This window comes from Haloferax larsenii (genome assembly GCF_024730625.1).
In the GTDB taxonomy this organism is placed as follows: domain Archaea; phylum Halobacteriota; class Halobacteria; order Halobacteriales; family Haloferacaceae; genus Haloferax; species Haloferax larsenii.
On the sequence record NZ_CP078063.1, the window covers coordinates 431,878 to 444,807 of the forward strand.

The window sequence follows — 12,930 nt, forward strand, 5'->3', positions numbered from 1 at the left end:
AAGTCTATTTTGACACTTCTATGACACATTCGCTTATAAACTGGCTACGATTCGAGATTGGCAATCTGCCGACAAACAGACTCGTTATTTTCCTCACAGCAACATTGTTATTTTCTACAACTGTTGGGAGAGAATTTTTGCCAGCATCCATCCAGATCGTACCTATTCTTGGCAGCGTATTGTTCTTATTTGTCCCTGGAGCGTTTCTGATAGGGTCTCTAGGAATTAACTTATCAAGCGGTCGGGGCGTTATTTACTCTGTTCTTGTCTCACAGTCGATGATTATGATTTGGGGAGCAATTGCAAGTGTTGCACACATCAAAACCGGAGCCATTGCACCGTTCACAAGCAGTGGTTCCTCATGGTGGGGAGCAGCACTAATCACCGTGACAGCGATCAGCTGGTATTTCTCCCCACGAACCGACGGCAGATGGAGTCAATTTGGGTTTGAGTGGGAGATAGACACACGAGTAGCCATCGTAGCCACTATAGTTGTCCTACTTGGAGCGATAAGTGCACATATTGTCAATGAGGGTGGTACCCAAGTCATCTGGTTCGCTTCGGTCGCGTTAGTCGCTATTTGTGTCTCGATAGCGTGTTCCGGCCAGTTAAGCGGTGTTAATCGAGGAATTCTCATTTGGGCGAGTGGGGCAACATTGCTCTTTCAAAACACGGTTGTCAATACGAACTTGCGATACGGCGATGGTCTCGAAGAGTTCTACATGGCCAATCAAATGTTTTTGCGTGGCTATTGGGACCCAAGTTTTGTAGTTTCCCGAAACTCGGTGTTAAGATTGACTGTCGGGCACCCATTTTACAGCGCACTCCTCGATCTACCACTTTTCTGGGAGTTCAAGCTAATTCATCCGCTCACACTCTCTATTCTGCCTGTCTCGTTGTTCGTGCTTTTCAGACGGTTCGTCTCCGACAAAACAGCAGCACTTGGTGCTTGTTCATATCTTGTACTGCATCCGTTCTTCACAACAATGAGCCGGAACACACGGAGTGGAATCACGATTCTATTTTTTGTGGGGATAATGCTCGCCGTCTTTGATAGCAACCTCTCTGAGAAGAAGCAATACGCTCTCGGAGTTCTCTTCGGAGCAAGCGTAGTGGTTAGCCACTACGGACTGGTTTACCTACTCTTGGTGCTCATCATCAGTGGGTTTGTATGGGTGGGGATTTTCAAAATAATCACCGACAGATTGAACGGCGAAAGCAGAGATACCGCCTTGGAGGACAGCACACTTGTTTTCGTCTCGCTGTTCATGGGAGTGTTCGCTTTCATTTGGTTCGCAAATACGGCTGGCACAGCGAGCTTAGAATTCATTGTGCTCACGGTTTACCAGATTGCTGTTCGTTTGAGCGATTTATCATCGTTATCGCATGGAATCGCCTCAAGCGCGGCCATCTCTATTAGCTCAATAACATACCGAGTTATCAAACTGGAATACTTTGTGTTGCTCGGATTGGGGGGGTGTGGCTACTTGCTCGTTCTTATAACAGATGTATCACAATTACATCCTGGGACACGGTTTGCACAGATGACTGAAGGTACCCCCTTCGAATCCGCTGACAATAGTATTCCAACGCATTTTTTGGGTCTAGCAGGCGGTGCACTGTTTCTGTTTGTGTTGGCGTTGACTCCGACAAGCGTGATCGGTATCGCACGAGTGTTAATGATTGGACTCGTGTTCCTTTTACCATTCACAGCACTGACGGTCACAGCAGTCTCAGAATACCTTCCAGCCGATCTCGCAAAGCGTGGGTTTACTATTGGTCTCGTTGTCATCTGCTTGCTGAACAGTGGCGTTGCCGCGACTACTCTTGGCGAACTATCGACACAACCGACGTTTGACAAAGAAGACATACTCTCAAGTGGGTCAGACCATGAGAAATTTAACCTCTACCAGCACTATGTTCCAGACAGTGACGTTAAAGCGACAAAATGGATCTACCAACATTCCAAAGACCCTCGTGTGTACGGCCCGGGCGCAATCCGTGCGTTCCCACGGCCACTATTGGATGTGAAAGATGAGGCTTACCGTCCGCAGGGAGATTATAAGGTTGTAACTCCGGAGACCTTGAACAACCGCGACGGATATCTGTTTGTCAGCCAAGCAAGCTACGAACTTGGAGAGATTGTAACGACGAAGCGTCCGAACTTCGTCTACTACGATGAGTCAATTCCATTGGCAGAGGTGCGAGAGACTCGTCGGAGAAAAGTCTACTCCAATGGATATACCACCGTATTGCGTTAGGTTCGTGAGCCGCAATTCGTAGGATGTTTACTCTTTCCGTCGACTGGCTTTTCTAGCTAATAACAGCGGGGTAATGGACTCGGCCAACAGGCCCAAAATACACCTCCAGAACTGCCGTTTCGCATATAAACAACGCGCGAAATCAGAGAGCATGAAAATTGCTACAGTCGAGAGAATGACAAACGGTGCCTGTGACACTCTGGGTTGCTTTTCTCCTTTCCGCTTTACAAGCTCATTGGTCATGTTAATCGAGAGAAGCCGATCAGATACACCTAAAGGTTGACTAGGAACACAGCTTCTGAGAGGTTATTTTCTCTAAGAGTCGATAGTGAACTCAAGCAGGTGGATTGGTCTATGAGTCCTAATCAATCCAAAGTGAAGGGTCTCTGTATGATTCCGTGATTATCTGTCTATTATTGTTTTGATTGCTGTACGGTCATATTTTGTTAGACCAAGTGTCGAGAAACATAGGGCACTTATCAAGAAGCTCCCAACAACAACCGCTAAGAAAGAAAATTTTGTAGTGATATAGCTCTCAGCGCTCCAGTTTAGTGCAAAAATCAAAATAATCGAAATAGTCGATGAGAGTAATAGCCTATGTGAGTATGGGTGAATTCGATATTTGTGAAAGAGGACGAATGTCAGAATTAGATTAGCTAATCCAAAAGCAATCGCAGTAGCGAGGGCTGCACCATTGATCCCATACAGAGGGATGAAAACCATATTTAAAATGATGTCAAGCAATAATGATGCGGCAGAGACAACAAAGATGGTTCGTGTTTTTCCAATTGCTGTAATTGCGTGACGACTTAACCCCGTTACTACGAAAATACCAAACCCAACTCCCAAAATCATCAAAGATGTTTCTCCACCAGAGTAGTCAGGCCCAAATATATACTCAATTAGTGTTTGCGGATAAAATAAAAAGAGGGCAACAGTCGGAAGTGATAGACAACACATCCACTTTGTGACCGAGGAATAGAATTTATTGAGTTCATCTCGACTACTGCTCTGGTACATCTTTGTAAACATTGGTAAGAATAAGAATTGAAAAGTCCATAAGAAGATGAGTAAACTCTTCGAGAGAGTATATGAAACATCGTAAAGTCCGACAGACGAGGTGTTTGAGATGAGATAGCCAATGAGGATGTTATCTACTTCTTGCATCAGTCTCCATGTTGAATCAGATAACATGATTGGAAGAGAAAAAGTCAGCAGTGATTTCGACGATGGGTAGTCAAAATCAAATAATTTTCGAGTATTAATTAAACTCGGGGACCTGACTCGGAGCAACGTGAAACTGATGACTGACGTTAAAACAATTCCACTGATCCAGCCGATTGCAGCACCAACAACTTCATATCCAGCTAAGATACCAGCCACAGAGAAGATAATCACTAAACCCCTTCTAGAGATATCTTGTGAGATGATCTTTGCAACAGTGTCCTCCTTTCCTTGGAATATACCTTTAATCAGATTGTGACTAGTTAAGAACGGAACACCAATAAGAAAAATTACAAATACAGTTGCTGATTCACCAACTAAGGTACCATTCGTTAGAACAATCCCTGTTGACAAGCCAACAACCAAAAGAGAGGTTACTGCAACAGATTGAAAGGCAGATGAGACTAGTCTAGATGCTTGCTCAGAAATTGCTACGTTCCGTGCTAATCCTTTTTCAAGTCCTAATAGTGAGAACACAGTTAGAGAATTTAAAATCGTAATCCCGAGGACAATTAGACCGTAATCTGATGGATTAGTCAGTTTGGCAATTGAGATTCTAGCAACGAAACCTAGTCCCATTCCAATAGCATTCCCGATGAATATTAGTATCGTACCAATGGCAGCCTTCTCCATGGAAGTTGACTTCGTACTCACGGTGTGTGTTCTCCTCTGAGCACCAGAATCATAAGTTTGGACATTTATTTAAAAAGGCACCAATTGCTTGTTACAGAACTAGTTCATCCATTTTACTCAATATCTTTCCTGTACGTGCCTCAGTGAGGTCAATACCGTGATCTTCCTTTCCGTAATATTTGAGCAGTGATGAAACCTTGTCGGCATATTCGATTGCGACGAAAGGTGTTTCACAGATATGGGCAAAAATCATCGAGTGGAGACGTGTAGCAAGTAGCCCATCAAAAGCAGACACGATACTAAGCGCATCTGTTGGATGGCTGTACGAGACAGTCGTCGATTGGTCAACCTTTGATTCCAACGTTTCACAGACTTCGTGGTCTTTTCCTATGGGCGCATAGGAATGTCTGCAGAAGGGGATGAATACGATATTGTAACCCCGCTTATTCAGCTCTTTACTCACTTGCAAATAGGACGTTTGCAGCTGGTCGTTAATAGAGTCGTTTAATACGCGTCTCGCAGCGACTCCAATAACTGGTTCGTTTGTGTTAACGCCTTGTTCTTCAAGTAGTTTTTCCCCCCGGTCTGAGTCAAAGCTTAGTTTTGTGGCTGCATCATCAACGAGCGCCACATCTCTCACACCTTCACTAGACAAAAACCGCTGACTGACTGGGTCCCTCACAGAGACCGTACTGGAGCGATTCATAACGAAAGAAAGCGCTTTTAGCGTATTTCTTGGGGTCGATGGATATACACCAAGTGCCTCCCAGTGAACTGATTTAAACAGCGATTTGGCAGCTATAGCATAATATGGGATTTTTGCTGCATACGGCCCCATATACCTCGAAAACAAACCACCACCACCAAAGACAAAGTGATCATTTTTAATTAACTCAGCAGTCAGTCGGCGTGGAGATGGTTCGATTGGTGAGAATGAAACCGAAGATGGAACCGAAGATGCATGTAGTGAACGAGTCTCCTCAGCATCATGGGTTACCACCGTTAGTTCAGATATGTTTGGTGAAACTTGGTCTAACAGGCCCGACAAGATTGCTTCGTCGCCAATGTTTCCAACACCGTATCCACCGACTAGTAACACCCTGCCACTGACCTCATCCAGTATATGCGACATTTTCACTTGTACCCCAATGCTTCAAGCCGAGAGTTAACTTCATCAGTGGTTTCATTATTCTGAGACTCAGTACCCATTCGTTTATCGATACGATCTCTTGCATGGGAGTAAAGATCGTCGCTCACTTCGGAGTGGTCACTGGACTCAGCAACTTCACCATCGGAGACTTCAAACTCAACCATCTCCCACTCAGATTCGTTTATAATTGCGAATCGTCTGTAAAGTGAATTAGACTTAGTAGTTGATGCTTGGCAGTATTGGTGAGTTCTTGATTCAATTTCACTAAATCCATCCGCCGTTGGTATTAGGGTTGAACCTGGCAAGGAGTTGGTCCTTATGTTCAAAGCATCAAGTATTGTCGGAACAATATCAATTGTGCTAACCGGATCCTCAATGCTCTCCGACAAACCAGAACCAGACATAATTATCATCGGAACCTCAACTAGCTCTCTGAACGGATAGCGAGGATGCTCGTAGTAACCATGTTCACCGAACAGATCACCGTGGTCTGCAGTGATAATCACCAGAGAGTCAGCAAGCAATCCGCGTTTATCAAGTTCATCAAGGAACCGTCGTATATGTTGGTCAGTATATCTGATCTCAGCATCGTATAGGTTTATCAGTGTCTGGCGCTCTTCAGCAGTGATTGAATCTGGGTTTTTGATTGCTCTCTTGTACAATTTTTGTGCGGCTTTGTCAGAAATTGACACGTCATGAAATATCTCCCTATACTCCTCAAGGGGTTCATATGGCCCATGGGGGTCCATGTAGTGATTCCACAAGAAGAACTGCTGGTCCTTACCAAGCGAATCGATCCAAGACAACGATCGTTCGTTTACCTCTGATGCGCGAGCATAGTGTCTGTTCCGTAACTTATCTAGTGCGCGCTGGGCAAGCGCGATAAGCTTGTGTTTTCCTAGGTGGAGATCATCATCAAACTTGTCGAACCCATCATCGAAGCCAAAGGCTCGGGACACATACGGATTAGAGTGGAATCCCGCAGTCAAATATCCCTCTCCCTGAAGATGCGACGCAATAGTAGGTGCATCGCGGCGATAACTTTCGTCAGTTGCCGAATCGGGGTATTGACCTGATAGGAGAGCAGGAACCGCCTCACGGGTATGCGAACTCACACTGTATGAATTGGTGAATTGAATATTATTTTCCGCCAACATGTCTAAATTTGGTGAGGTGTCTCGGTCATAACCATAGCATCCGAGATGGTCAGCACGGAGTGCGTCAATCGATAGCAGAATGACGCTCTGAGGTGAATCTGTCATTAGTAGTTCAGAGAATGTTTCAGAGGCTTATGAATTTGGGTCCTTGACAAAAGAAAAGTAATTATCCAATTAGATAGAGTCGTAACATAATGGACCTCGCGTTCGTCTCGAACGTCGTTTACCCCTATATAACCGGCGGCGCTGAAAAGCGCATCCACGAAATCGCCACCCGCCTCTCACAGAACGGCCACGACGTAACCATCTACGGCCGCCACTTCTGGGACGGTCCGAAAGAGACCACCCACGAGGGCGTGACCCTCCGCGCAGTCGCTCCCGAAACCGACCTCTACACGGACGACCGACGCTCCATCACGGAAGCCATCGACTTCGCCGCCCGGCTCGCCTATCCACTCGCCAAACGACTCCACAACGAAAACCACGACCTCGTCGTCGCCTCTGTCTTCCCGTACTTCCCAGTCCTTTCATCCAAACTCGCATCACTCGGTACCGACATTCCAATCGTGACCACCTGGCACGAGGTGTGGGGCGACTACTGGGACGACTACCTCGGAACACTCGCCCCGTTCGGGAAACTCGTCGAACACCTCACCGTCAGAGTCCCCCAGCACCCAATCGCCGTCTCGGGTATCACCGCCGACCGCCTCGCCGGTATCGGCCCGGAGCGCGACAGTATCGAAGTCGTCCCGAACGGTATCGATGTCGAACAGATTCAAAACGCCCCACGTCCCGAAGAGCGAGGCGACGATTCGTTCGACGTGCTCTTCGCCGGGCGACTCATCGCCGACAAGAACGTCGCCATGCTCCTCGACGCCTTCGACGACGTAGCCGACAAGTACGACGCAACGCTCGGCATCGTCGGCGACGGCCCGGAGTTCGACCGCCTCGAACGGCAGGCGAACACCCTGACCCATGCCGACCGAGTAACCCTCCTCGGCTTCCTCGACGAGTACGAAGACGTACTGGGTCATATGCGCGCCGCGGACGTGTTCGCCTCACCGAGTACGAGAGAGGGATTCGGCATCACCTACGCGGAAGCGATGGCCGCCGACTGCACGGTTATCGGCGTCCAGCACCCCGAGTCGGCCGCGAGCGAGGTCATCGGCGACGCAGGTCATCTCGCCGACCCAACCGTCGATTCAGTCGCGGATTCGTTAGACCGAGCGCTCGCGGGTGAGACACTGCCGACTGACCCCACAAAGCGCGCCGAAAAATATGATTGGGACAGCGTCGCCGACCAGGCCGAAGCAGCCTACCAGCGCGCCATCGATGGTCGGTGGTGACACCGCCACAGCCTAATCATCGGCCGAACTGACGGGTCGGTTGTAGGCACAATCCTACTAGACTGTACAATGTAAGAGTACATTTCGTATGCTTCACAGAACGGGCGCAGACACCTACCGAAAAGCACACGAAATGTACTCTCCCACAAGACACACCATGACAACCCGAAACACACCTAACCCACGACACTGAGATTCAAACCCCGGGCCACAGACACGAACGAACGCATACACCGGGGTTTACACTCGAAGGCCTACCCCCGCTGTACGCGCCGACGCCACTTCACGCAGGCGACCAGAAGATTCAGACGCCACGATATCATAGCCAAGAGAAATGAAGGTATTCTGTTTCGGCGTCGGGGAGTGTGGGAGTGAATTAGTCGAGACACTCACCGAATTCGAGCGAGACGCCCCCGCAGACTTCATCGTCGATGGAGTCGCCTGCAGCACGACCAGAGCCGACTTCCAGTCGCTGGACACCATCCCGCAGTCGAAGCAACTCGTGTTCGGCGCTGGCGACACCGCCACCGACGCAGCACAGGCAGCCGAACTCGCCGAAGAGGACCACCGCCAGTTGCTCCGCGGGACCGACGACGCGCCCGTCTCCCGGGCGGATGCATTCATCATCTGTGCGGGGTTGGGCGAGGTGACGAGTGGCGCTGCACCAGTGCTCGCAAAGCATCTCAAACGCGTCCACGACCAGCCCGTCTACGGTATCGGCGTCCTCCCCGAGTTAGAGAAGACACACCGTGTCGAAACCGCGCTCCGCACACTTCGGAAGTTCGTCGCGGCCACCGACCACGTCATCGGTGCCGACGCGGAGACCGCCGGGTCGACCGAGGCAGCAGTCACAGCGGTCACGCGACGCTTTGGAACGCTCTGTACCGCCGGTGAGGGAGGCGACGGCATCGCCGAAAGCGTCGTCGACGCATCCGAGATTATCAACACCCTCCGCGGAGGTGGTGTCGCAACACTCGGCTACGCGACGAGCGAACTCCCAGAGAGGGACACCGGCGGGCTCACACAGACGGTCAAGCGACTCATCGGAGCCGACGAACCCGAGTCGGTCGACGACCTCGACGCCCAAAATCGAATCACGACACACACGCGGGAAGCCCTCCTCGGCCAGCTGACGTTCCCGTGTGCGGTGGACTCGACGTCGCGTGGTCTCGTCGTCGTGAGCGGGCCGCCAGCGTGGCTCAATCGAAGTGCAATCGAGCAGAGCCGAAGCTGGGTCGAAGACGAGACGCAGTGCTTGGAGATTCGCGGTGGCGACTACCCACGACCGTCTGCAAACCAAATCGGCGTGCTGGTGCTCCTCGCTGGCGTCTCACCCGCCGAGCGAATCGAGGCGTTGCGGGCGGCCGCTGAGGGTAACGAACAGACGAGCGACTAACCACTGTCGCCACGAGAGGGCTTTCTCACGCACTGCTGCGGCAGGCAAGAGACCTCCTAACACAGGCGACCTCACGCAAATCCACAGTGCGCTGGGCGCTCTCGTTTGCTCCCGACAGAAGGTTTCTTCTTCCCCCCACCGAGTACTCCTCTCCAATGAAAGACACACCGATGCGGCGGCTCGCGGGACTCCTCGTCCTACTGGGCTGTCTCTTCGCACTTATGGTCGCATTCGGTACGCTCTCACCCAACCCAGAGGTCGGTGCCTATCCGGAGGACGAGCATCTGGGAGCGAACTATGGTGCTTGGGTTGGTGAGAAAGCGAACTTCTGGGGGACGGTCGTCAAAACGAATCCGACCGTCGTCGAAAACACGTTTGACGATGGTAAGGTCATCCGCCTGAGACTGTCGGATACGGACACGGAGGTGCACCTCGGAGATTCGGTCGCAGTCTTCGGAGTCGTCGAACCGAACCACACGCTCCGGGTGCTCAATATGTACGTCATCCCGGCAACAAATTTCACATACATGTACACTGTCTCGTTCGCTGCCGGTGTATGGGTACTCGTTAGACTCGTTCGGACATGGCGAATCGACCCTCAGTCCTGGTCGCTTGAACCACGGAAACACAGACTACCGTGGGGAAGCCTGTTTAGGTACAACAAGTCATCCGACCACCAGGAACAGCAGACGGAGGGCAACGATGCCTGACTTACTGGCGCATGTCTTCCTCGCGTACAGTCTCGCCACAGTTGCCTCCTGGCGCTACGAGTGGCTCACCAGTTCCTACGTAACAGTCTCGATGGCAGGGGCGTTCATTCCAGATTTGACGAAAGCCTACCTGGTTTTCCCCAACAGTCGTGTCGAACTCACACTCGGCATACCGTTCGACTGGTTTGCCCTCCACACCATTGGTGGAGTGATCTGCTCGATCCTTATTGGTGTGTTAATCGTCCACACCAGGGTTCGCCGACGAGTCTTCCTCCTCTTATCTCTCGGCGCAGGGTCCCACCTCTTGGCCGACGCGCTGTTAAAAAAGCCAACCGGACAAGCGGAACCGATGCTGTGGCCATTCACGCGCCTTCACCCCCCGACACCGGGGCTGTACCTCAGTACCGACGTCGAACCGGTGGTCCTGTTAGGCGCGGTTGCACTCCTCGTCGCAGTCGTCACGAAGTACCGCCAATCGACAGCCGAACCCTGACGGCTATAGAATAATATATAATTGACATATCAGAGCATATTTGACGACGTCCGAGAAAGATTGGGGTAATGGCAAGCGAGATTGAGGTCCCCCCGCACGTGGTTTCAGAGGGGTCGACAATTCGGCACGCGACGCTCCGTGAGGAACACGTCGTGACGGAACTGACCGAAGAGGTCGTCCGGACAAAGCGAGCAGATGGAACGACGTTCGTCTATCCCCGGTCTGAAATCGCCCTCGCCCTCTCGATGGGTCGATTCGAAATTGTCTCGTCCTAACAGCAGTGGTGGCTACGAATCGTCTTCGGCGTCAGCCCTCCCACCCAGCGACGCCTCTCGCCACGCTTCGACGAACGGTGAGTCCAGGACATCGATGCTAATCTCATCACACCTCAAACGGATGCTTGCCGCGAGCCTGTCGGGTGGGCTGGTCCTCTACAGTTTCATCGCCCTCGAAAACCCCGCAGTGGGCCTCCCAGGCGTTGCGGGTATCGTCACGGCCTACACCACGTGGCGGAACGATGAAGCGACACAGGCGGCTGTGCTCGTCGCATTCTGGGTCGTCCTCGGGATTCTCCTCTGGTCGCCGGACCAAGTCCGCATCGTCTCGTCTGTGGCCGCAGTTTGCGTCGCGTACTTCGGTTGGTATGGCCTCCGAGGAGCGAGCGAGCAGCACTGAGTACTTAGTAAAACACCCATACGTTTGTTATACCACTGTGGTTCAGAGTCGTAATCTGGTCGTTGCTAGGCTGTCGTCAGCGACACCAGTATTGTTCTAAACCACAACTATTGTTGAGGAGTTCAAAATCTCCTAAGTGAATAAATAAGCCGAATTGGGCTTTTTTGACCCCATATTATACAAATTAACTCCGAGCAAACAGAACCCCCAAATATAAATTATAACCCGACATCTTATTCCAGTAAATAACCCAAAATCGCTATAATAAAACAGGTATCTCGATTACAAAGGCCAACATTGCCACTATATGGCCAAAATCGGCTCAAAATTCACTAGCTGCACTATTGTTTGTACTAGACAATACAACAGCAGAGAATCTATCAACCCAAACCAGAAACGGCCCACAGCAGAGAGCGCTACCGCTTCCCGAATCGGATTCCGTCCTCGACCAGCCGAAGGTTTCGCTCGCGGTCGATGTGGGGAGCCAACCAGTCGTACTCCTGCAGTTGCAAAATCAGGTCGCCCTGCAGATTTCGCCAGGCAATCGCGTAAATCGGCGACTGGCCCCACGCTCGGAGTTCGGGAACGAACTCGTCGTACTTCTCGTAGTGGTCTTCCAGTCGCTCGATGGCGTCGACGACGTACGCGGCAGCCTCGGATTCGGTGTCGGCCTCGGTAATCGCTCGGTTGAGTCGCGTTTCGAGACCCCGGACTGCCTGCTGCATATCCTGTGCGGCATCGCCATCCGGGTCTGGAAGCGAGTCGAGAATCGGCTTCGGGACACCGAGTGACAGCTCTTCTACGTCCATGGGTTGCGGTGCGTGAGCAGATGCCAAAAAGGCGACGCCACCGTCGTGCTGCCGACACCACTACTCGCTTACACTCTGTCGTACGAGGACTCGTCGTCAGACTGCGCTGCCGACGAAACCAACTCTTCGAAATCTACGTCGGGGTCGTGTTGGCGGTCGCGGTAGGCGAGCGCTGCATGCCCTTTCGCCGTGATTTCGTATAGGCCGGAGTTCTCTGCGGGGCCGACGCGACGCACACAGCCGAAGTCGTCGAGTACGCGGAGTCGCGTGTTCATGTACGCACGCTTCTGGCCGAGCGCGACGCCAATGTTGACGGCGTTGTTTCGACCGTGCGAGGCGAGGTACTCGAGGATGGCGAAATCGGTGGGTTCGACGAGTTTCATAGTGCAGTGGGAGATGCGCGATTACTGAACAATCGCCTGTAGGTACATACCACCAGTAGAAAAGTGTGGCTCCTTCAGTATCCCTCTGACCGCCTGACTGCGCAGTGACGGTCCAGTGTAACGCACACCTCCACACGCGGCCGAGACACCCAAACGAAACTGGAATTGAGGTGAACGAAGGCGAACAGTCACGGCTAGAGACAGGACCGTCGGCGGGGGTCGAAAGAAGGATTCGGAGAAGAATTGAGACGCGCCGGGGTGCCTCCGAAGGCCGTTCCAGCCTCCGGTAAGGCGCGTGGTTGGTTGTCTATTCGTCGGTGGTTCCGTTCGACCGTGCCCGGAGTTTGGATTCGACGAGGTCGTCGAAATCGACACCCTCCGTTCGGTACTGGTCGCGGTGCCCGGCCACGACCCGTCCTTTGTCGGTTATTTCGTACAGCCCGGAGTTCGGCGCGGGGCCGACTCTGTCTAACAGACCGTAGTCTGCGAGTATCGGCAGTCTGGTGTTGATGTACGAGCGGTTCCTGTCCAAGATATACGAGAGATTGACGGCGGTGTTCCGCCTCCCATCGGAGAGTGCCTCCAGTATATCGAAGTCGGTTGGAACGGCCAACTTCATGGGCGAAGGTCAACATCCTTCGTTAAATAAGCAACCCATATAGGAATCCTACAAGAGCGAATCTGTCAGTAAGA

General features: G+C 51.6%; 13 protein-coding genes. 7 read left to right on the forward strand and 6 right to left on the reverse strand.

Annotated elements, in window-relative coordinates:
* Nucleotides 1-20: 20 nt before the first annotated feature.
* Nucleotides 21-2,261 (forward strand): DUF2206 domain-containing protein, encoded by a 2,241-nt coding sequence (locus KU306_RS02295; protein WP_258302750.1) that lies wholly within the window; start codon nt 21-23, stop codon nt 2,259-2,261.
* A gap of 402 nt (nt 2,262-2,663) precedes the next feature.
* Here the strand turns inward: KU306_RS02295 and KU306_RS02300 are convergent, their stop codons facing one another.
* The 3 genes from KU306_RS02300 to KU306_RS02310 all read right to left on the reverse strand — a co-directional run bounded on the left by KU306_RS02300 (nt 2,664) and on the right by KU306_RS02310 (nt 6,530).
* Nucleotides 2,664-4,139 carry a flippase gene (locus tag KU306_RS02300; RefSeq protein WP_258302751.1) on the reverse strand — a complete coding sequence of 492 codons (1,476 nt, stop codon included), beginning with the start codon at nt 4,137-4,139 and terminating at the stop codon, nt 2,664-2,666.
* Nucleotides 4,140-4,209: 70 nt separating this feature from the next.
* Nucleotides 4,210-5,250 (reverse strand): polysaccharide pyruvyl transferase family protein, encoded by a 1,041-nt coding sequence (locus tag KU306_RS02305; protein WP_258302752.1) that lies wholly within the window; start codon nt 5,248-5,250, stop codon nt 4,210-4,212.
* Nucleotides 5,251-5,252: 2 nt separating this feature from the next.
* A complete protein-coding gene (locus KU306_RS02310) occupies nt 5,253-6,530 on the reverse strand; it encodes a sulfatase (protein ID WP_258302753.1) in 1,278 nt (425 codons plus the stop codon).
* 89 nt (nt 6,531-6,619) lie between these two features.
* On the opposite strand from KU306_RS02310, the gene KU306_RS02315 reads away from it, so the two are divergent.
* The 6 genes from KU306_RS02315 (at nt 6,620) to KU306_RS02340 (ending at nt 11,045) form a co-directional block, all read left to right on the forward strand.
* Nucleotides 6,620-7,771, forward strand: coding sequence for a glycosyltransferase family 4 protein (locus tag KU306_RS02315; protein ID WP_258302754.1), 1,152 nt, complete (start codon nt 6,620-6,622; stop codon nt 7,769-7,771).
* A gap of 334 nt (nt 7,772-8,105) precedes the next feature.
* The gene (locus KU306_RS02320) at nt 8,106-9,167 is read left to right on the forward strand and encodes a tubulin/FtsZ family protein (RefSeq protein WP_258302755.1); all 1,062 of its coding nucleotides are present in this window, start codon (nt 8,106-8,108) and stop codon (nt 9,165-9,167) included.
* 155 nt (nt 9,168-9,322) lie between these two features.
* Entirely contained in the window at nt 9,323-9,877 is a 555-nt protein-coding gene (locus tag KU306_RS02325; protein ID WP_258302756.1) for an OB-like fold-containing membrane protein, read from the forward strand.
* Complete coding sequence (locus tag KU306_RS02330; RefSeq protein WP_258302757.1) at nt 9,870-10,370, forward strand: metal-dependent hydrolase; 501 nt, start codon at nt 9,870-9,872, stop codon at nt 10,368-10,370. The genes KU306_RS02325 and KU306_RS02330 overlap by 8 nt, the downstream gene beginning before the upstream one ends.
* 68 nt (nt 10,371-10,438) lie before the next feature.
* On the forward strand, nt 10,439-10,645 hold the full coding sequence (locus tag KU306_RS02335; protein ID WP_007541930.1) for a hypothetical protein: 207 nt from the start codon (nt 10,439-10,441) through the stop codon (nt 10,643-10,645).
* Nucleotides 10,646-10,739: 94 nt separating this feature from the next.
* A complete protein-coding gene (locus tag KU306_RS02340) occupies nt 10,740-11,045 on the forward strand; it encodes a hypothetical protein (protein ID WP_152417727.1) in 306 nt (101 codons plus the stop codon).
* Between the two features lie 416 nt (nt 11,046-11,461).
* Here the strand turns inward: KU306_RS02340 and KU306_RS02345 are convergent, their stop codons facing one another.
* The 3 genes from KU306_RS02345 to KU306_RS02355 all read right to left on the reverse strand — a co-directional run bounded on the left by KU306_RS02345 (nt 11,462) and on the right by KU306_RS02355 (nt 12,856).
* Nucleotides 11,462-11,854, reverse strand: a complete 393-nt coding sequence (locus KU306_RS02345; RefSeq protein WP_007541926.1) for a DUF7971 family protein — start codon at nt 11,852-11,854, stop codon at nt 11,462-11,464.
* 68 nt (nt 11,855-11,922) lie between these two features.
* On the reverse strand, nt 11,923-12,237 hold the full coding sequence (locus KU306_RS02350; protein ID WP_258302758.1) for an ArsR family transcriptional regulator: 315 nt from the start codon (nt 12,235-12,237) through the stop codon (nt 11,923-11,925).
* Nucleotides 12,238-12,544: 307 nt separating this feature from the next.
* On the reverse strand, nt 12,545-12,856 hold the full coding sequence (locus tag KU306_RS02355) for a helix-turn-helix domain-containing protein (protein ID WP_007541923.1): 312 nt from the start codon (nt 12,854-12,856) through the stop codon (nt 12,545-12,547).
* Between the last annotated feature and the right edge of the window lie 74 nt (nt 12,857-12,930).